The sequence below is a fragment of the Mycolicibacterium sp. lyk4-40-TYG-92 genome (assembly GCF_030209435.1).
In the GTDB taxonomy this organism is placed as follows: Bacteria; Actinomycetota; Actinomycetes; order Mycobacteriales; family Mycobacteriaceae; genus Mycobacterium.
Genome location: NZ_JARVRX010000026.1, coordinates 16,657 through 35,516 on the forward strand (window position 1 = coordinate 16,657; position 18,860 = coordinate 35,516).

General features: G+C 68.3%; 17 protein-coding genes. 8 read left to right on the forward strand and 9 right to left on the reverse strand.

What is annotated here, in order from left to right:
• Positions 1-27: 27 nt before the first annotated feature.
• A complete protein-coding gene (locus QRN63_RS27605; RefSeq protein ID WP_267316907.1) occupies positions 28-1,179 on the reverse strand; it encodes an alpha/beta hydrolase in 1,152 nt (383 codons plus the stop codon).
• On the opposite strand from QRN63_RS27605, the gene QRN63_RS27610 reads away from it, so the two are divergent.
• The 3 genes from QRN63_RS27610 to QRN63_RS27620 all read left to right on the forward strand — a co-directional run bounded on the left by QRN63_RS27610 (position 1,172) and on the right by QRN63_RS27620 (position 3,608).
• On the forward strand, positions 1,172-2,026 hold the full coding sequence (locus tag QRN63_RS27610; RefSeq protein WP_502888203.1) for an aldo/keto reductase: 855 nt from the start codon (positions 1,172-1,174) through the stop codon (positions 2,024-2,026). The two genes, QRN63_RS27605 and QRN63_RS27610, sit on opposite strands and share 8 nt — an antisense overlap.
• A 5-nt stretch (positions 2,027-2,031) precedes the next feature.
• Positions 2,032-2,868, forward strand: coding sequence for an aldo/keto reductase (locus QRN63_RS27615; protein ID WP_267316905.1), 837 nt, complete (start codon positions 2,032-2,034; stop codon positions 2,866-2,868).
• Positions 2,869-3,212: 344 nt separating this feature from the next.
• The gene (locus tag QRN63_RS27620; protein WP_267316904.1) at positions 3,213-3,608 is read left to right on the forward strand and encodes a hypothetical protein; all 396 of its coding nucleotides are present in this window, start codon (positions 3,213-3,215) and stop codon (positions 3,606-3,608) included.
• Positions 3,609-3,932: 324 nt separating this feature from the next.
• Here QRN63_RS27620 and QRN63_RS27625 read toward each other — a convergent pair whose 3' ends face one another.
• Genes QRN63_RS27625 through QRN63_RS27635 form a run of 3 tightly spaced genes read right to left on the reverse strand, consistent with a single transcriptional unit; the run spans position 3,933 to position 8,570 of the window.
• A complete protein-coding gene (locus tag QRN63_RS27625) occupies positions 3,933-4,640 on the reverse strand; it encodes an HNH endonuclease family protein (protein WP_285034167.1) in 708 nt (235 codons plus the stop codon).
• Positions 4,641-4,668: 28 nt separating this feature from the next.
• A complete protein-coding gene (recG, locus tag QRN63_RS27630; protein ID WP_285034168.1) occupies positions 4,669-6,888 on the reverse strand; it encodes an ATP-dependent DNA helicase RecG in 2,220 nt (739 codons plus the stop codon).
• Positions 6,889-6,890: 2 nt separating this feature from the next.
• Entirely contained in the window at positions 6,891-8,570 is a 1,680-nt protein-coding gene (locus QRN63_RS27635; protein ID WP_285034169.1) for a fatty acid kinase ATP-binding subunit FakA, read from the reverse strand.
• A gap of 230 nt (positions 8,571-8,800) precedes the next feature.
• On the opposite strand from QRN63_RS27635, the gene rpmB reads away from it, so the two are divergent.
• Positions 8,801-8,992, forward strand: a complete 192-nt coding sequence (rpmB, locus tag QRN63_RS27640; RefSeq protein WP_043393352.1) for a 50S ribosomal protein L28 — start codon at positions 8,801-8,803, stop codon at positions 8,990-8,992.
• A 185-nt stretch (positions 8,993-9,177) separates the two neighbouring features.
• On the opposite strand, the gene QRN63_RS27645 is transcribed toward rpmB, so the two are convergent.
• Entirely contained in the window at positions 9,178-9,861 is a 684-nt protein-coding gene (locus QRN63_RS27645; RefSeq protein WP_029118434.1) for a uracil-DNA glycosylase, read from the reverse strand.
• Between the two features lie 9 nt (positions 9,862-9,870).
• Positions 9,871-10,842, reverse strand: coding sequence for a thiamine-phosphate kinase (locus QRN63_RS27650; RefSeq protein WP_285034170.1), 972 nt, complete (start codon positions 10,840-10,842; stop codon positions 9,871-9,873).
• A 69-nt stretch (positions 10,843-10,911) separates the two neighbouring features.
• Between QRN63_RS27650 and QRN63_RS27655 the strand changes: the two genes are divergently transcribed.
• On the forward strand, positions 10,912-11,487 hold the full coding sequence (locus tag QRN63_RS27655; protein WP_267316899.1) for a DUF3515 domain-containing protein: 576 nt from the start codon (positions 10,912-10,914) through the stop codon (positions 11,485-11,487).
• Here QRN63_RS27655 and QRN63_RS27660 read toward each other — a convergent pair.
• Genes QRN63_RS27660 through QRN63_RS27670 form a run of 3 tightly spaced genes read right to left on the reverse strand, consistent with a single transcriptional unit; the run spans position 11,484 to position 14,728 of the window.
• On the reverse strand, positions 11,484-12,602 hold the full coding sequence (locus tag QRN63_RS27660; protein ID WP_267316898.1) for a D-alanine--D-alanine ligase family protein: 1,119 nt from the start codon (positions 12,600-12,602) through the stop codon (positions 11,484-11,486). The genes QRN63_RS27655 and QRN63_RS27660 overlap by 4 nt on opposite strands.
• A gap of 20 nt (positions 12,603-12,622) precedes the next feature.
• Positions 12,623-13,726, reverse strand: coding sequence for a cystathionine gamma-lyase (locus QRN63_RS27665; protein ID WP_267316897.1), 1,104 nt, complete (start codon positions 13,724-13,726; stop codon positions 12,623-12,625).
• 3 nt (positions 13,727-13,729) lie between these two features.
• On the reverse strand, positions 13,730-14,728 hold the full coding sequence (locus QRN63_RS27670; protein ID WP_267316896.1) for an NAD(P)H-dependent glycerol-3-phosphate dehydrogenase: 999 nt from the start codon (positions 14,726-14,728) through the stop codon (positions 13,730-13,732).
• 44 nt (positions 14,729-14,772) lie between these two features.
• On the opposite strand from QRN63_RS27670, the gene cofC reads away from it, so the two are divergent.
• The 3 genes from cofC to mutT1 all read left to right on the forward strand — a co-directional run bounded on the left by cofC (position 14,773) and on the right by mutT1 (position 18,674).
• Complete coding sequence (gene cofC, locus QRN63_RS27675) at positions 14,773-15,441, forward strand: 2-phospho-L-lactate guanylyltransferase (RefSeq protein ID WP_410506040.1); 669 nt, start codon at positions 14,773-14,775, stop codon at positions 15,439-15,441.
• Between the two features lie 74 nt (positions 15,442-15,515).
• Entirely contained in the window at positions 15,516-17,681 is a 2,166-nt protein-coding gene (locus QRN63_RS27680) for an RNA degradosome polyphosphate kinase (RefSeq protein ID WP_410506039.1), read from the forward strand.
• Between the two features lie 63 nt (positions 17,682-17,744).
• Positions 17,745-18,674: an 8-oxo-(d)GTP phosphatase MutT1 gene (gene mutT1 / locus QRN63_RS27685; protein ID WP_285034171.1), complete on the forward strand. Its 930-nt coding sequence runs from the start codon at positions 17,745-17,747 to the stop codon at positions 18,672-18,674.
• The last annotated feature ends 186 nt before the right edge of the window (positions 18,675-18,860 follow it).

Sequence of the window (18,860 nt, forward strand, 5' to 3'; positions counted from 1 at the left end):
GTCCCTGAACTCGGCCGGACCCGTGCCTCAGCGGGTGAGGTGAGCCCGGAACGCGGAGATGAAGTCCGCCGTCGCGACCGCGCTGTCGCCGCCGAGCGGGAAGAAATTCGCGAAGGCGTGGATCAGGGACCCGTACGTGCGGTGGTCGACCGGCACGCCGGCAGCCGCCAGCGCCGCGGCGTAGGCGTCGCCTTCGTCGCGCAGCGGATCGAACCCACCGGTGAGCACCAGCGCCGGCGGCAGGCCTGACAAATCCTCGGCCAGCAGCGGCGAGACCCGCGGGTCCGCCGGATCGAGCGCCGATTCGGCGAGGTAGTTGGCCCGGAACCAGTCCATGTCGATCTTGCTGAGGAAGTAGCCGTCGGCGAACAGCACCTTCGACCGGGTGTCCCCGGCGAAATTGGTGACGGGATAGATCAGCAGCTGCAGGGCCGGCAGCGGTTTGTGATTGTCGCGGGCCCGCTGCGACACGACGGCCGCCAGGTTGCCGCCGGCGCTGTCGCCACCGACCGCGATCTTCGCCGGGTCGGCGCCCAGGCGCGCCGCGTTCTCCACACACCAGAGATAGGTGGCGTAGCAGTCGTCGGAGGCGGCCGGAGCCGGGTGCTCGGGGGCCAGCCGGTACTCGACGGACACGACGTGCACACCCGCGTCACGGCTGATCAGCCGGCACAGCCCGTCGTGCGACTCGATACCGCCGACGACGAATCCCCCGCCGTGGAAGAAGACCAGCAGCGGCGCGGGTCCGGTGACGTCGGGCTGGTAGTGCCGGGCGCGCAGCGGTTCGGTCGGACCGGGGACGGTGAGGTCTGTCGTCGGCACGGCGATGGCCGGGTCGAGGTACTGCGACAACGTCGTCAGCTGGGCCCGCGCGACGTTGACGTCGCTGCTGGCGACCAGGCCGCCGGCGCCGCTGGCGTTCTGGGCCGTCAGCATCAGCTGCAGGGTGGTGTCCAGAGTGTTGCCGTCGATGGTGACCCGGCGGCCGCCGAGCAGCACGCGCTTCAGGCGATCGGGAATCCTTGGGAGGATGCGGAGGGCGACGCCGCCGACCCGGGTCAGGACCGCAAGGCGCAGGCGGCTGGGCCGTCCCGCTACGGGATGTTCGGGCCGGACGACCAGTTCGGCGTCGGTTGTCACTGCCGCCTGTGCAGCATCGCCTGGCATGCTCATGGTCATGGCTGATCCTTCAGGTGCTCCGAGTCCAACACTGACGCTCAACGACGGTACGTCCATTCCCGTGGTGGGTCTCGGGGTGTGGCAGACACCGGCCGAGGACACCGAACGCGCCGTCAGTGCAGCATTGCACGCCGGATATCGCCATATCGACACCGCCGCGGCCTACGGGAACGAAGACGGCGTCGGTCGGGCCGTCGCCGCCTCCGGCATTCCGCGCGAGGACGTCTTCGTCGTCACCAAGCTGTGGAACTCCGATCAGGGTTATGAGAAGACCCTGGCCGCGTTCGACGCCAGCATGACGCGGTTGGGGCTCGACTACCTCGACCTCTACCTCATCCACTGGCCGACGCCCGCGCAGAACCTGTTCATCGACACCTTCAAGGCTTTCGCCCACCTGCGTGACCAGGGGCGGATCCGCGCGATCGGCGTCAGCAACTTCGAACCCGAGCACCTCAAACTGCTCATCGACGCCACCGGGATCGTGCCCGCGGTGAATCAGATCGAGCTGCATCCGCGCCTGCCGCAGGCCGAGCTGCGCGAAGTGCACGCGCGCTACGGCATCGCCACCGAGGCCTGGAGCCCGCTGGGGCAGGGTTCCCTGCTCGAGGACCCGGTCGTCACCACCATCGCGGAGCGACACGGAAAAACGCCAGCACAGGTGCTGATTAGGTGGCATATCCAGCTGGGTAATATCGTCATCCCGAAATCGGTGAACCCAGACCGGATTGCGAGCAATTTCAACGTGTTTGATTTCGAGCTGAGCGAGGCGGACATCGCGTCCGTCGCGACCCTCGACAACGGCACCCGTCTGGGCCCGGATCCACGAACATTCAACTTCACAGGGTAGGTGACATGGCCTCCGCAGAGATTCCCAATGTGGCGCTCCACGACGACAACACGATTCCGGCCCTCGGCCTCGGTGTTGGTGAGCTGTCGGACGCCGACACCGAGCGTGCCGTCTCGGCCGCGCTCGAGATGGGCATCCGCCTGATCGACACCGCTGCCGTGTACGGCAACGAGGAAGCCGTCGGGCGGGCCATCGCGTCATCGGGCATTCCGCGTGCCGAGATTTTCGTGACGACCAAGCTGGCCAACGCCGACCAGGGTTTCCAGGCCGGCCAGGACGCCTTCAAGGTCAGCCTGGACAAGCTCGGCCTGGAGTACGTGGACCTGTACATGATCCACTGGCCGGCCGGCGACATCAGCAAGTACGTGGACAGCTGGGGCGCCCTGATCAAGCTGCACAACGACGGCACCGCGAAGTCCATCGGCGTCTGCAATTTCTCGGATGAGGACCTGTCCACAATCATCGACCTGAGCTACGTCAGCCCGGTGGTCAACCAGATCGAGCTGCACCCGCTGCTCAACCAGTCGGCGCTGCGCGCGGTGCACGCCGAGCGGGGCATCGTGACGCAGGCCTACAGCCCGCTGGGTGTCGGCAACCTGCTGACCAACCCGACCGTGCAGTCCATTGCCGCCGAGTACGGCAAGACCCCGGCGCAGGTGCTGATCCGCTGGAGCCTGCAGCTCGGCAACTCCGTCATCCCCCGTTCGTCGTCGCCGGAGCGCATCGCCGAGAACCTCGACGTGTTCGGCTTCGAGCTGGCCGCCGAGCACATGGACGCGCTGAACGGGTTGGACGACGGCACCCGCTACCGCCCGGACCCCGCCACCTACACGGGCATCTGAGGCCGCCTGCGGCGCAACTGATACCGACGATAAATGGTCGTTCTCCCCTCGGGGAGAACGACCATTTATGTTTGGCGCGAACGATTTTGGGTAAGCGCGGCGGGTGGTGCCGCTCCCCTGTCACAGATGTGTCCAGTGGGTCGCGTGTGTCGATTGTCGAGAAACTCGCAGCAATTGATTCGTGTTAACTATCCCGCTATTACCTCTGGTGCGTTAATTTGATATTGCGTCCGTTTATTGCGACGCAACCGGACATCATCGAGCAGGGGGTTCGAGAAATGATTCATCCATTCAGGAACACTTCCGAATTAACGTCGCCGACAATTCGTCGCAGGTCTCAGCGCATGATTCTGGGCGCGGCAACAATTGGCTTCGGCGCATTGCTATTCACATTCGGGGCGGGCACGGCACAGGCCGACACCTCCACTTCCGGGGTCACGAGCCATGCCAACGCGCCCACCTCGAGTAGCCCGGTGGGCGGCGTCGCGGGCGCACTCGACGGCACGGTGAAGACCGTGGCCGGCGCGCTCCACGGCACCACCAAAACCCTGGCCGCTGACCTCAATGGCACCACCAAGACCGTCGCCGCCGACCTCGACGGCACGACCAAGACCGTCGCGGGCGGACTGCACAACACCACCAAGACGGCCGCAGGCGCACTCGACGGCACCACCAAGACCGTCGCCGGTGCACTCAACGGCACCCTGAAGACCATCGGCGGCATTTTCGGACGCCGCTGACAGGCCCCACGACGAGCAGGAGCGAATTTGGCATCAGACTGCGGCGAAATATCGACAGATCACTGAATCGACGGCATTCCGGCAACGAATTCAGTCGCCCCGCCATCTGTCATTTTGCCGCCGTCACATGAGCAGATATTGGTTGCCGAGACCCGATAGCTCGGCAACCAATATCTGCGCAATTTTGTGCCGGCCGCTCCGGAATTAGCGGTTTCACCACCCCTGCACACAACAGCAAACAATCCCCCGCTACTCATTGTGCGGAATCAGTCGAACTGGCAACAAACCCGCGAATATTGCGCCGTGTACTGACGCCGACGGCTCCTAGCTCGTCGGGCAGGTGGCCGCGGCATCGCGCAGGACGGGCACCGACGGCGCGTCCACGGGAAGCCCGTAACCACGCAGCACCGCGATGTACTGCACCGCGTACTGGCACCAGAAGCCGTGGTTCGGCGGCATCCAGTCGGCGGGCTGCTTGTCGCCCTTGTCCTGGTTCGATTTCCCGGACACCGCGAGCAGATTCGCCGGATCATTGGCGAATCGGAGTCGAAGCTCGTCATTCCAGTCTCTGGCCCCGAGGTCCCAGGCCAGCGCGAGCGGCACGATGTGGTCGATCTGCACCGCCGCACCGATCTGGTTGCCGCGAGTGAACGCGATGGTGTCGCCCGTGTACGGGTCGCGCAGGACCCCGGTCTTCACCGCCTGCGGGCAGCGTTTGAGCGATACGACGGTCTTGTCGGTGAGGTCCCGGTTGAGGATGTCGTTGCGGGTGTCGCAGCCGTTGTGGCCCTCGGGCGCAGAATTGTCGTCGGTCCAGGACTCGCCGAACGCTGCCCGCCGGTAGTTCGGGTCCCGCACACGCCGCGGGATGACGACCACGCCCGCCAGGATGTCGGTACCGGGGGCGACGGTCGGGACGACGGCGCCGTCGACGCCATCGGCGACCGCTGCCGGTTCGTCGGCCGTGCCGACCTGGATGGCCACCACCACCGCCAGCACCACTGCCGCCACGAGCCACAGCAGGCGCTTCACCACAACTCCCGTCGCTGCGCTCGCCTGGTCACGCCTTGTCCAGGTACTCGACGCGATCGGTGTCGACGAATTGGGCGGCCAGCGCCGACATCCCCGGATCGTCCGGATTCTGCGCGTAGGCCGCCTGGCAGAAGGCCCGGGCGGACTCGATGACCTCCTGATGGTCGGCCAGCGACAGGAACCGCAGATGCCCGGCCCGTCCCGACTGGTTGAGGCCCAGCACGTCGCCCTCACGGCGCTCCTGCAGGTCGAGATCGGCGAGTTCGAAGCCGTCGAGGGTGCCGGCCACCGCCTGTAGCCGGGCGCCGGCCTTCGACCCCTCGGGCAGCTTCGTCGCGAGCAGGCACAGGCTGGCGTGGGAGCCGCGGCCGATGCGGCCCCGCAGCTGGTGCAGCTGGCTGATGCCGAAACGGTCCGCGTCCATCACGACCATGACCGTCGAGTTGGGCACATCGACGCCGACCTCGATGACGGTGGTGCAGACCAGCACATCGATCTGACCGGCCCGGAACGCCGACATGATGGTGTCCTTCTCGTCGCCGGGCAGCCGGCCGTGCATGAGGCCCAGCTTCAGGTCCTTCAACGGCCCGGCGCGCAGTTTGTCGTAGAGTTCGACGACCGTCACCGGTGGCGGGCCGGCCTCTTTGTTCTCGCTCGTCTTGTCATTCTCGTCGATCCGGGAGGCCACCACGTAGGCCTGCCGGCCCGCCTGTACCTCTTCGCGGATGCGGGCCCACGCACGGTCGAGCCAGGCCGGTTTCTGGCTGACGAAGATGGTCTTGGTGTCGATCGGCTGCCGGCCCCGCGGCAGCTCCCGCATGGTCGAGGTCTCCAGGTCGCCGTACACGGTCAGTGCCACGGTGCGCGGGATCGGGGTGGCCGTCATGACCAGCAGGTGCGGCGTCAGACCGTCAGGAGCCTTGGCGCGCAACCGATCCCGCTGTTCCACCCCGAACCGGTGCTGCTCGTCGACCACCACCATGCCGAGCCGGTCGAACTCCACCGCATCCTGCAGCAGGGCGTGGGTACCGATGACGATGCCAGCCCGCCCACTCGACACCTCTTCGCGCACCTGCCGCTTCTGCGGCGCGGTCATGGATCCGGTGAGCAGCGCCACCGAGGTCGCGTCGTCGGGGGCACCGAGCTGGCCCGCCATGGCCAGCGGCCCCAGCACGTCGCGAACCGACCGCGCGTGTTGCACGGCAAGCACTTCCGTCGGGGCGAGCAGCGCGCACTGGTAGCCGGCGTCGACCATCTGCAGCATGGCGAGAAGCGAGACGATGGTCTTGCCCGATCCGACCTCACCCTGCAGCATCCGGTTCATGGGGCGGGACTCGGACAACTCGGCCGACAGCACCTCGAGCACATCACGCTGGCCCGCGGTCAATTCGAACGGCAACCGGTCACGCAGGGCGGCGGCCAGACCCGTGTCGATCGGCGGCGCCGGCGGACCGGATTGCGATTGCGTGCCATGCCGACGGGCGGCCAGCGCCCACTGCAGCCCGGCGGCCTCGTCGAAAGTCAGCCGCTCCCTGGCCTGTTCGCGATCGGCTTCGCGCTCACCGAGGTGGATGTCGCGCAGCGCCCGGTCCTCGGAGATCAGGCCCCGCTGTGCCCGAATGGATTCCGGCAGCGGGTCCGATATCGGGTCCAGTACGGCGAGCACCTGCAGGATGCACGCGTAGATGTCCCAGCTCTGTACCTTCGCGCACGCCGCGTAGATGGGGAAGAACTCCCGCTCGAACGCCGACATCTGCAGTTCGCCGTGCATCTTCTCGGAGGCGTCGGCGATCTTCTTCAGCGCCGGCGAGCCGAACGTGCGGCCGGTGCCGGAACCCAGGACCAGGTGCGCGGGATGCGTCAATTGCATTGTGCGCCCATAGAATCCGACCACACCCGACAGCATCACCCGGGTGCCCTCGACGAGGGATTTCTTGAGGAACTTGGCGTTGAAGAAGGTTGCGGTGACCTTCGGATTGCGGTTACCGAGGGTGACCACCAGGTATTCGCGCTTGGGCGCCCGGTTGGTCCAGCGCGTCTCCGCCTTGGTGATGACGTCGACGAAGGTGACGTGGTCGCCTTCCTCCGGCAGTTCGGTGTCTTCACCGAGCACCGTCATGCCCTGGCTGTACTTGCGCGGGTAGTGCCGCAACAGGTCGTTGACGGTGCGCATACCGAAGAATTCTTCCAGTGGCGCAGCCGATTTCGCGCCCAGTACGTGCACCAGAGAGTCGGTCAGCGCGACCACCGCTACTCCACCCCGATCAGTAGCGCGTCCCCGCGGTGACCGGTGTGATAGGTCACCAACTCGGCCGCCAGGTGCTCCTGGCGCACATGCTCGGCCAGCGCGGCCCCCACCTCGGCGTCGACGCCCGCGCCGGTCAGCACCGTGACCAGTTCGCCGCCCGACGACAGCAGCAGGTCGATCAGCCCGCTGGCGGCGCTGACCAGGTCGTGCCCGACGATCAGCACCTCGTCACCGGCGATGCCCAGGCCGTCTCCCGGACGGCAGCGGCCGGCCCAGGTCAGCGCCGCCTCGGTGGCAATCCTTACCGATCCGTGCCGGGCGCCTGCCGCCGCGCGCGCCATGGTGTAGCCGTCGTCGACGGCCTGCCGGGTCGGGTCGTGCACCGCCAGTGCCGCCAATCCCTGCACCATGGATCCAGCGGGCACCGGCACCACGTCCATACCCCAACTGATGGCCGTGGCACAACCGGCCACCAACTCCTCGGCGGCCAGAAAACCGTTGGGCAGCACCATGATCTGTGCGGCGCCGGTGCCGACGAGGCCGGCCAGAAACTGCTGCGCACTGACCGGCTGACCGTCGACGGGCCGCAGTACGTGCGCGCCCTCGCCGCCGAACAACTCCCCCGCGCCGTCGCCGTCGACGATCGCGAGAACGGCGCGGTCCCGGCTCCAGCCGCCGGACGGCCGGGCCCCGGCGGCCCCGATGAGCGCGGTGACCTGAATCCTGCTGACCGTGCCCAGATCGAGGGCGGCCTCGATCGCGGCGCCGGCGTCGTCGGCGTGCACGTGCACGCTGTATTGGCCACCGGCGATCGCGGCGGCGATGGCAACCGATTCACCGAGCCGCAGCAATCGGGCGCGCAACACCTCGACGTCGTCCGGGGCACAGTCGCCGAGCAGGTACATCACCTCGAATTGTGGTGGTGTGCCGTTGATTTCGTGATGGTCATGGTGGTCGTGGCCGTGGTCTGCCCGCGGGTGCCCCGGTTGGTACTGGGGCCGGGGCGTCGAGCCACCGGACAGCGTCGCGGTCAGGGCGTCGAGCAGGACCAGCAGGCCACGCCCGCCGGCGTCGACGACACCCGCTTCCGCGAGCACGTCGAGTTGATCGGTGGTGCGCTCGAGCGCCGCCGCGGCGGCATCCGAGACGGCGGCCGCCATGGCCGCGAGGTCGGTCACCCCGTCCTGGCTCTCGGCTTCCACCGCGGCCGCCTGCAGCACCGAGACGATGGTGCCGGGCACGGTCTGTCCGACCGACGCGACGGCCAGCACCTGCGCGTGGTGCAGGGCCGCGGTGAATTCCGGTGCGGTGATCTCCCCGCACTCCCTGTCCTCACCGCGTTGCAGCGCGGCCTCGGCAACCACGTCGGCCACGCCGCGCAGGATCTGCGACAGGATGACGCCCGAGTTGCCCCGGGCGCCGTGCAGCGCCCCGGCCGACAGGGCGGCCGACACCGCCACCACGTCGTTGCCCGCCGTCTTCACGGCCTCGTCGGCCTGTGCGGCGGCGGCACGCATGGTGAACAGCATGTTGGTACCGGTGTCGGAATCGGCGACGGGATAGACGTTCAGCCGGTTGATCTCGTCGGTGTGGGCGATCAGGTGCAGGACGGCGGTGTGAGCCCAGTCACGTAATGCGATCCCATCCAGCGGACGGGGTATGCGACCCACGCCAGCTGACATGTGACCTCCATCGCGTCCGCGCTCTACCCTCAGTGCCCCGCCAGCCTAGCCAGTGGCCCCGACAAATCTCCTGACCAACTCCCCTGGTGCGCACGATGTCCGGCCGGCCACCAGACCCATTTTGGTGATCGTCGGGCCGCCCGGTATCCTGGTCAGGTTGTCTGTTCGCGCCGCACAATTCTGTGGCCGTCGGACTCAGACCCCAAGTACTGATTTTCGAGGAGTTCTTCATGGCCGCCGTGTGCGACATCTGCGGAAAGGGACCGGGCTTCGGTATGTCCGTCTCGCACTCCCACCGTCGGACCAACCGCCGCTGGGATCCGAACATCCAGACCGTGCGTGCCGTGGATCGTCCGGGCGGCAACCGCAAGCGGATCAACGCCTGCACCTCCTGCATCAAGGCCGGCAAAGTCAGCCGATAGTTCCGGCGCTCGGGCGGATTGATTTCGCCTGACAACTCAAAGCTTCACACCTAAGCGCTGCACGTATCCCGTGCAGCGCTTTCGTGTGCCTTCAGGCCGAGTTCGCCGCGCGTGAGCGGCCGCTGAGCGCACACCAAAACCGGCGTGTCGCCGTACAGACTCGGCCGCTCGCGGGAGGTCTACCGCTAGGGCAGGCGCCAGTCGATAGGTTCCGCGCCGAGGCGTGTCAGCAGCTCGTTGGCCCGGCTGAACGGCCGGGACCCGAAGAACCCGCGCGACGCCGACAGCGGCGATGGGTGCACCGATTCGATGCTCGCGCAGCGCTCGCCGGTGAGCATGGGCTTGAGGGTCTGCGCGTCCCGGCCCCACAACACCGCGACCAGCGGCTGCGGCCGCGCGATCAAGGCGTTGATCGCGCATTCGGTGACGGCCTCCCAGCCTTTTCCACGGTGTGAGGCAGGGTTGCCCGGCCGGACCGTCAGCACCCTGTTGAGCATCATGACGCCCTGCTTCGACCACGGGCTCAGATCGCCGCAACTGGGCGGCTCGTAACCCAGGTCGGCGGTGTACTCGGTGAAGATGTTGGACAGGCTGCGCGGCAGCGGCCGCACGTCGGGCGCCACCGAGAAGCTCAGCCCGACGGCGTGCCCGGGGGTCGGATAGGGGTCCTGGCCGACGATCAGCACCCGCACCTCATCGAAGGGGAAGGTGAAGGCGCGCAACACATTCTCCCCCGCCGGCAGATAACCGTGGCCGGCCGCGTTCTCGGCGCGCAGGAATTCACCCATCGCGGTGATCTGCGGGGCGACGGGTTCCAGGGCCGCAGCCCAGCCGGGGTCGATCAGGTCGTGCAGGGGTCGGGCGGTCACGCCAGTACCTTACTGACCGAACGATTCCCAGCCGCCGGCTCCATGCCATGGCGCGCCGTCGACCGTCACGCGCGCTTCTCCGGGCCCGACGGACCCGACGGTCCCGATCGCCCGCCACCCCGCGGGCAGCGCGCCGCCGAAGGTGCCGACCAGTACGTGATCCTCGCCGCCGCCGAGCACCCAGTCGCGGGCGTCGCCACCGACCATCGCGGCCGCCGGCGTCAGCATCGCCACGTCGGCCTCGAGCGCTGCCGTCGACAGGTCGACGACCACGCCGGAGGCCGCCGCGATGTGGCCGAGATCGGCGATCAAGCCGTCGGACACGTCCGTCAGGGCCGTCGCGCCCGCCGCCGCGGCAGCCGCACCCTGTCCGTACTCCACATGCGGTACCAGATGCCGTCGGCGCAACTCGTCGAATTCGTGGATACCCTTGCGCCACAAGGTATATCCCGCGGCCGACCAGCCCACGTCACCGACCACCGCGACGGTGTCACCGGGTTGCGCACCGGAGAGCAGCACGGGCGGGCGGCCACCCAGGTCACCCAGCACCGTCACCGAGACCACCCACAGCGGTGCCGCCACCAGGTCACCGCCCACGATTCCGGCACCGAATTTCGTTGCCTCCGACCACAATCCGTCGGACAGCCGCTGCGCGTCCGCGGCCGCGGTGTGCACCGGCGCCCCGAATCCGACGACGAACGCATAGGCCCGGCCGCCCATGGCCTCGATGTCCGCGGCGTTCTGCGCAATTGCCTTGCGCCCCACGTCATGCGGCGTGGACCAGTCCAGCCGGAAATGCCGGCCCTCGACCAGCATGTCGGTCGACACCACGACCCGGCCGTCGGCGGCCGTCAGCAGGGCGGCATCGTCACCCGGGCCGACGACGACCTCGGCGGGCTGGGTGCGGCGGGCGGTTATCCGCCCGATCACCGCGAACTCGCCGAGCCCCGCCAGGGTCTCCCCGGATTCCGCGCTGGTCATGGTGGTGGAGTCTATGCAGGGTGCCCGCTGTCGGCCGCCCGGGGCGACGGGCGCTCTAGAGTTGCCGTCATGACCGAACCCGGCGACCACAGCGATCTGGCCGGCGATCCGGATGGCCCGCCCCGCGGCGCCATCATCGCGGCCGTCGTGGTGGCGGTCGCCGCGATCGTGGGCCTGCTGGCGTATGCGGCGCTGCGGCAAGCGCCTGCCGACAAGCCCGTTGCGCTCCCGCTCGCCGGTGCCCCGGCGCCGCAGGCCGACAGCGACCAGTGCCGGGCCCTCCTGGCGGCGCTGCCGGACACCATGGGCGACTTCCGGCGGGCGACACTCGCGGAGCCCGTCCCGCCCGGCGCCGCCGCCTGGCTCGGCCCGACCGGCATCGACACGGTGGTGCTGCGGTGCGGTGTCGAGCGGCCCGACGATTTCGTGGTCGGCGCACCGCTGCAGATGGTGAATGCGGTGTCGTGGTTCGAGGCCAGCGGACCGAGTGCCAGCACCTGGTACTCCGTCGACCACGGCTCGCCGGCGACCTACGTCGCGCTCACGCTGCCGCAGGGCTCCGGTCCGACGCCGATCCAGACCATCTCCGAGCTCATCGAGAAGGTGATGCCGCCGCGGCCGCTGGACCCCGCACCGGCCCGCTAACGCAGGCCCGTCCCCCGCCGGATCGCGGTGTCGACCATGACACTGAGCAGCGTGGCGTAGTCGACGCCACTGGCCGCCCACATCTGCGGGTACATCGAGATGGTGGTGAACCCGGGCATGGTGTTGATCTCGTTGATCACCGGCCCGTTCTCGGTCAGGAAGAAGTCGACGCGAGCCAGGCCCTGGCAGTCCAGCGCTTTGAATGCGCGGATGGCCAATTGCCTGATCTCGTCGGCGGTTTCGTCGTCGACCTTGGCGGGCACGTCGAGCTCGGCGGCGTCTTCGAGGTACTTGGTGGCGAAGTCGTAGAACCCCGTGCCCACACCGCCCACGCGAATCTCGCCGAGCTCACTGGCGGCGACCCGGCCGTCCGGGTACTCCAGAACCCCGCATTCCACTTCGCGGCCCGGCATCGCGGCTTCCACGATCACCTTCGGATCATGTTGGCGCGCATAGGCGATGGCCTGTTCCAGCTCGTCCCACGACGCGACCCGGCTGACGCCGATGGACGACCCACCGCGGGCCGGCTTCACGAACACCGGCAGCCCCAGGCGCTCACGGTCATCCAGGCTCAGCGTCACATCGCGCGGCCGCAACACCACCTGGTCGCCGATGGGCAGACCGTCGGCGGCCAGCAGCTTCTTGGTGAACTCCTTGTCCATCCCGGCCGCGCTGGCCAGCACACCCGCACCGACATAGGGCACGCCGGCCAGTTCCAGCAGGCCCTGGATGGTGCCGTCCTCCCCGTACGGGCCGTGCAGCACCGGGAAGACGACGTCGACGGCCGTCAGCACCTGCGCGACGCCGTCCTGTAGCGACAGCAGTTCGCCGCGGCGGTTCGGGTCGGCGGCCAGTGTCAGCGCGGTACCGGACGCCTCGGTGACACCCGGCAGCTGCCCGTCGGTGATGGCGAGGCTCTCCGGACGGCCATCTCCCAGCACCCAGGAACCCTCCGGGGTGATGCCGACGGCGACGACCTCGTAGCGGGCCGGATCCAGGTTGCGCAGGATGCTCCCGGCCGAAACACAGGAGATGGCGTGCTCCGAACTGCGTCCGCCGTAAACGACGGCGACCCGGGTACGGCCGGCGGCTCCTGGAGATTGAGGGGCAGTCACAATCTGGAGAGGCTACCTGGCTACCCGAGCGCACCCGTGATGTCGGCCAGCAGGTCGTCGGTGTCCTCGATGCCGAGCGATATCCGCGCAAAGCCCGGTTCCACGGCATCGCCCCAGCGTGCGCGCCTGTCGACCGAGGTGTGGATACCGCCGAAACTGGTCGCCGCGACCAGCAGCCGGCTGCGGTTCACCAGGTCCCGGACGGCGGCGGCATCGGCCAGCTCGATCGCGATCAGGCCGCCGAAACGTCGCATCTGATCGCGGGCGACGGGATGCGCCGGATCGGTCGGCAGACCGGGATAACGCACCGTCCGCACGGCGGGGTGGGCATCGAGCGTCATCGCCAGCGCGAGCGCGTTGCCGCATTGTCGCTCGAACCGCAGCCCGGCGGTGCCGAGACTCCGCAGCGCCAGCCAGGCCTCGAAGTGGCCGAGGATCGCACCGGCCAGCAGCCGGTCCCGTTCGATGGCGGCCATCAGCTCACGGTGGCACCCCGCGACGTAACCGGCCAGCAGGTCGCTGTGCCCGGACAGCCCCTTGGTCGCGCTGGCAACCACCAGATCCGCGCCGAGCGACAGCGGCTGCTGGCCCAGCGGGGTCGCGGCGGTGTTGTCGACCATCAGGGTCGCGCCGCGGGAGCGGCAGATCGTCGACAACCGGTGCAGGTCGACGACATCCAGCGTCGGGTTGACCGGAGATTCGGCGAGGACGACGTCGGCGCCCGCGGCGGCGTCGTACATCTGAGCGGCGGTCGCCTCGATCACCGTGACACCGCGCGCCGCGAGATGCTCGGCCGCGTATCGGCGCACCTGGTAATAGCCGTCGGCGGGGACCACCAGGGTGGTGCCCGGCGTCGCCAGCACCCGCAGCGCGGAAGAAATGGCGGCCATTCCGGACGAGAAGGTCAGCGCCGAGATGGCACCTTCCAGTTCGGCCAGCGCCGACTCCAGTTGCCGCCAGGCCGGATTGGAGTTGCGGCCGTAGAAGTCCAGACCGTCCGATTCGTCGTCGGACAGGTGGTAGGCCGCCACCGGAACCGGGGGCGGGGCCACCGGTTGCCCCGGAACTCGTTGCGACGCAGTCGCTTTGACGCTACGGGTGGAGTCGCCGAGCTGTCCGTCCACGACTCACTCCGGCTTGGTGCTGCGGCCGAGCAACAACGCGAACGCCTGGTCCACCGACAATCCCTTGTGGCACACCCGGTTCACCGCGTCGGTCAGCGGCATCTCGACGTCGTAGCTCTCCGCCAGCGCGAGCACCGACTGGCAGGACGTGACGCCCTCGGCGACCTTGCCACTGGCCGCCGCCGTCGCCGACTCCATGGTGCCGCCGCGCGCCAGGCGCTCGCCGAAGCTGCGGTTGCGGGACTGCGGCGAGGTGCAGGTGGCGACCAGATCACCGACTCCGGCCAGCCCGGCCAGCGTTACGCCCTTGGCGCCGAGCGCGATTCCCAATCGCATGATCTCGGCCAGCCCGCGGGTGATGATCGCGGCGGCGGTGTTCTCGCCGAACCCGGCGCCCGCCGCCATCCCGCAGGCCAGCGCGATGACGTTCTTGCAGGCGCCGCCCACTTCGGCGCCGATCACGTCGGCGCTGGTGTACGGCCGGAAGTAGCCGGTGGCGAACGCGCGCTGCAACGCGACCGCGCGCCCCGAATCGGAACACGCGATGAGGGTGGCGGCGGGCTGCTCGTCGACCACTTCGCTGGCCAGGTTGGGTCCGCTGAGAACGGCGACCCGGCTCGGATCGGCACCCGTCACCTGGACGATGACCTGGCTCATGCGCAACAGGTTGTCGAGTTCGATGCCCTTGGCGACGCTGACCAGCGTGGCGTCGTCACCCAGATATCCGGTCCAGCCGGTCAGGTTGGTGCGCAGTGTCTGGGACGGCACCGCCAGCAGCACGGTGCAGGCACCCGTCAACGCCTCGGCGGGGTCGGCCGTGGCCTTGATGGACGCCGGCAGCGTCCGGTCGCCGAGATATTTCGAGTTCCGGTGGGTCTCGTTGATCTCGCGCGCCACCTCGGCGCTGCGCGCCCACAACGTCACGTTGTTGCCCGCGTCCGCCAGGACTTTCGCCAGTGCCGTCCCCCACGCGCCGGCACCCATCACCGCTGCCTCCACCACGCGTCAACAGTAGCCCCGCCCGAGGCTTTGGCAGTATGGCGGTCATGAGCGGCGACCCGAATGTGGAGACGGCGCGCGATGCCGCCGGTGTCGGGTTGATCATCGCGGTGAAACGGCTGGCCGCGGCCAAGACCCGACTCGCCCCGGTTTTCGCCGGCGATCTGCGCGAGCAGGTGGTGCTCGCGATGCTGCTCGACACCATCACCGCCGCCCTGGCGGTCCCGGCCGTCGGCTCCGTGACTGTCGTCACCCCGGACCCGGACGCCGCCGCGGCAGTGCGCGAACTCGGTGCCGGTGTGCTGCTGGATCCCACTCCGGCCGGACACCCCGATCCGCTGAATCACGCACTGGCCGCCACGGAGCGCGTCCTGCGGGACCGGGTGACGAACATCGCGGTGTTGCAAGGCGACCTGCCTGCGCTGCGTACCGCGGAACTGGCCGACGCCATCGCCGGCGCCAGTCGGCACGCCCGCAGTTTCATCGCCGACCGGCACCGCACCGGTACCGCGGCACTCTTCGCCTTCGACGCACCGTTGGTGCCCGAGTTCGGTACCGATTCCGCACGGCGCCATGCAGATTCGGGCGCGGTGGAATTATCGGGCGAATGGCCGGGGCTGCGCTGCGACATCGACACCCCGGACGACCTGGAGACGGCGCGTCGACTCGGTGTCGGCCCGGCCACGACCCGGATCGTCGGCGCCACGCTCGGATGACGGTGCTGCTTTCCCGCCATCTGTGTTGACCAACCATGTGGCTTGCACCCAGCAGATAGGGAATGATCGTCGGGGTGACCGAAGCCGACACCCGATCAGCACATACCGACCGCACCCCCGTCGACTCGGACCCGGAGACACTGCCCGCTGCCACCGCGGATCCGACGGACGGCGCGCTGCCCGACGACCGGTACCTCAACCGCGAGCTGAGCTGGCTGGACTTCAATGCCCGGGTGCTGGCACTCGCCGCCGACCGGTCTCTGCCGCTGTTGGAACAGGCCAAGTTCCTGGCGATCTTCGCCTCGAATCTCGATGAGTTCTACATGGTCCGGGTCGCGGGACTGAAGCGCCGCGACGAGACCGGCCTCTCGGTCCGGTCGGCGGACGGGCTGTCGCCGCGCGAACAGCTGCGCCGGATCGGTGAACGCACCCAGCAGATCTCGACCCGGCACTCAGCGGTGTTCAACGATGCGGTGCGTCCGGCACTGGCCGAACAGGGCATCACGATCGTGAACTGGGGCGAGCTGGACGAGCACGAGCAGTCCAAGCTCTCGACGTACTTCCACGATCAGGTGTTCCCGGTGCTGACGCCGCTGGCCGTCGACCCCGCGCACCCGTTCCCCTTCGTGAGCGGGCTGAGCATCAACCTCGCCATCACCGTGCGCAATCCCGACGACGGCACGCAGCACTTCGCCCGAATCAAGGTGCCGGACAACGTCGATCGGTTCGTAGAGCTGCCCGACCCGGGGACCACGGCCGACGGCGTGAAAGCGCGGGTGCGGTTCCTGCCGATGGAAGAACTCATCTCTGCCTTCCTGCCGGTGCTGTTCCCCGGGCTCGAGATCGTCGAGCACCACGCGTTCCGGATCACCCGCAACGCCGACTTCGAAGTCGAAGAGGACCGCGACGAGGATCTGCTGCAGGCGCTGGAACGCGAGCTGGCGCGCCGCCGGTTCGGCTCGCCGGTGCGGCTCGAAGTAGCGACCGACATGACCGAGAACATGCTCGACCTGCTGCTGCGCGAGCTCGACGTGCACCCGGGTGACGTGATCGAAGTCCCTGGACTGCTGGACCTTTCGTCACTGTGGCAGATCTACGGCGTCGACCGCCCCGATCTGAAGGACCGGCCGTTCGTGCCGGCCACTCCCCCGGCGTTCGGCGAACGCGAGACCCCGAAGAGCATTTTCTCGACGCTCCGTGACGGGGATGTGCTCGTGCACCACCCCTACGACTCGTTCTCCACCACGGTGCAGCGCTTCATCGAGCAGGCCGCCGCCGACCCGAACGTGCTGGCCATCAAGCAGACGCTGTACCGCACCTCGGGTGACTCCCCGATCGTCAACGCGCTGATCGATGCCGCCGAGGCCGGCAAGCAGGTGGTGGCACTGGTGGAGATCAAGGCCCGGTTCGACGAGCAGGCCAACATCAAGTGGGCGCGACAGCTGGAGCAGGCGGGCGTGCACGTGGTGTACGGGCTCATCGGGCTCAAGACCCACTGCAAGACGGCCTTGGTGGTGCGTCGCGAAGGGTCGACCATTCGCCGCTACTGCCATGTGGGCACGGGCAACTACAACCCGAAAACCGCGCGCCTGTACGAAGACGTGGGTCTGCTCACGGCCTCGCCCGAGATCGGCGCCGATCTGACCGATCTGTTCAACTCTCTGACCGGCTACTCCCGCAAGGTGTCGTACCGCAACCTGCTGGTCGCCCCGCACAGCGTGCGCCGCGGCATCATCGAGCGCATCGAGCGCGAGATCGAGGCCAAGCGGGCCGGCGGCGACGGCCGCATCCGCATGAAGATGAACGCCCTGGTCGACGAGCAGGTCATCGACGCGCTGTACCGGGCGTCGCAGGCCGGGGTCCGTGTCGAGGTCGTGGTGCGGGGCATCTGCGCGCTGCGCCCGGGTGCCGAAGGATTCTCCGAGAACATCGTGGTGCGCTCGATTCTCGGCCGCTTCCTTGAACATTCACGCGTTATTCACTTCAACGCCATCAATGAATTCTGGATCGGCAGCGCCGACATGATGCATCGTAATCTCGACCGTCGCGTCGAGGTGATGGCACAGGTGAAGGACCCGAGACTGACCGAGGAACTGAGCGGAGTGTTCGATTCCGCGATGGACCCGGCCACCCGCTGCTGGGAGCTGGGTCCGGACGGGCATTGGACGGCGTTGCCCCGGGAAGGCGAGAAGGTACGGGATCACCAGGTGTCGATCATGGAGCGGCATCGCACCCCGTAGCCCGCGCACGGCATCTCACGGACCGCGAAAACCTGATCCCGACAACCACATCCAGGAGCACAGGTGCCGAACAAGACGGCGCACGACACCCGCGTGACGCCGGTGCTGGCGGCCGGGGCGGTATTGTGGCGCCCCGGCGAGTGCGGAAAGCCGCTGATCGCCGTCGTCCACCGACCGCGCTACGACGACTGGTCGCTGCCGAAGGGCAAGGTGGATCCCGGTGAGACCGAACCGGTTACCGCCGTGCGGGAAATCCTGGAAGAGACCGGGTACGCGTCGGTGCTGGGCCGCCGGCTGGCCTCCGTCAGCTATCCGCTGGAGTACGGCACCAAGAACGTCCGCTACTGGGCGGCCCGCACGACCGGTGGCGGGTTCACCCCCAACTCAGAGGTGGACAAGCTCGACTGGCTGCCGGTGCCCGAAGCCATGCTCCGGCTGCAATACCCGCATGACCGAAAAGTTCTGCGGCGCTTCACCCGTCGGCCCGCCGATACCCGCACCGTGCTGATCGTCCGGCACGCCACCGCGGGCCGCAGGTCCCGGTACAAGGGCGACGACCGGCTGCGGCCGCTCGACAAGAAAGGCCGGGCACAGGCGGAATCGCTTGTCGGCCAACTGCTCGCTTTCGGTGCCAGCGACGTCCATGCGGCGTCGCGGACCCGATGCCACCAGACCGTGGAGCCGCTGGCGCAGGAACTCGGTGTCCGGGTACGGGATGAGCCGACACTGACCGAAGAGGCCTTCGCGGCCGACGCCGACGCGGCACGCAAGCGGGTGCTCAAGATCGCCGCGAAAAGCGATGGCGACACCGTCCCCGTCATCTGCACGCAGGGCAAGGTGATCCCGGACCTGATTTCGTGGTGGTGCGAGCGCAGCGGCATCCGACCCGACAAGTCGCGTAATCGCAAGGGCAGCATGTGGGTGATGTCACTGCACGGTGACACGCTCGTTGCCGCCGATCACATCGGTAGCCCGCTGCCGACGAAGCGCTAGCGCCCCACACACAGACACGCCGTGGATCGGTTGATCCACGGCGTGTCCGAGTCGGACCTATCGGATAGGGCTTAGCGGCGGCCCTTCTTGGCGGGAGCGGCCTTCTTCGCCGGAGCGGCCTTCTTGGCGGGCGCGGCCTTCTTGGCCGGAGCCGCAGCCTTCTTCGCCGGTGCAGCCTTCTTGGCC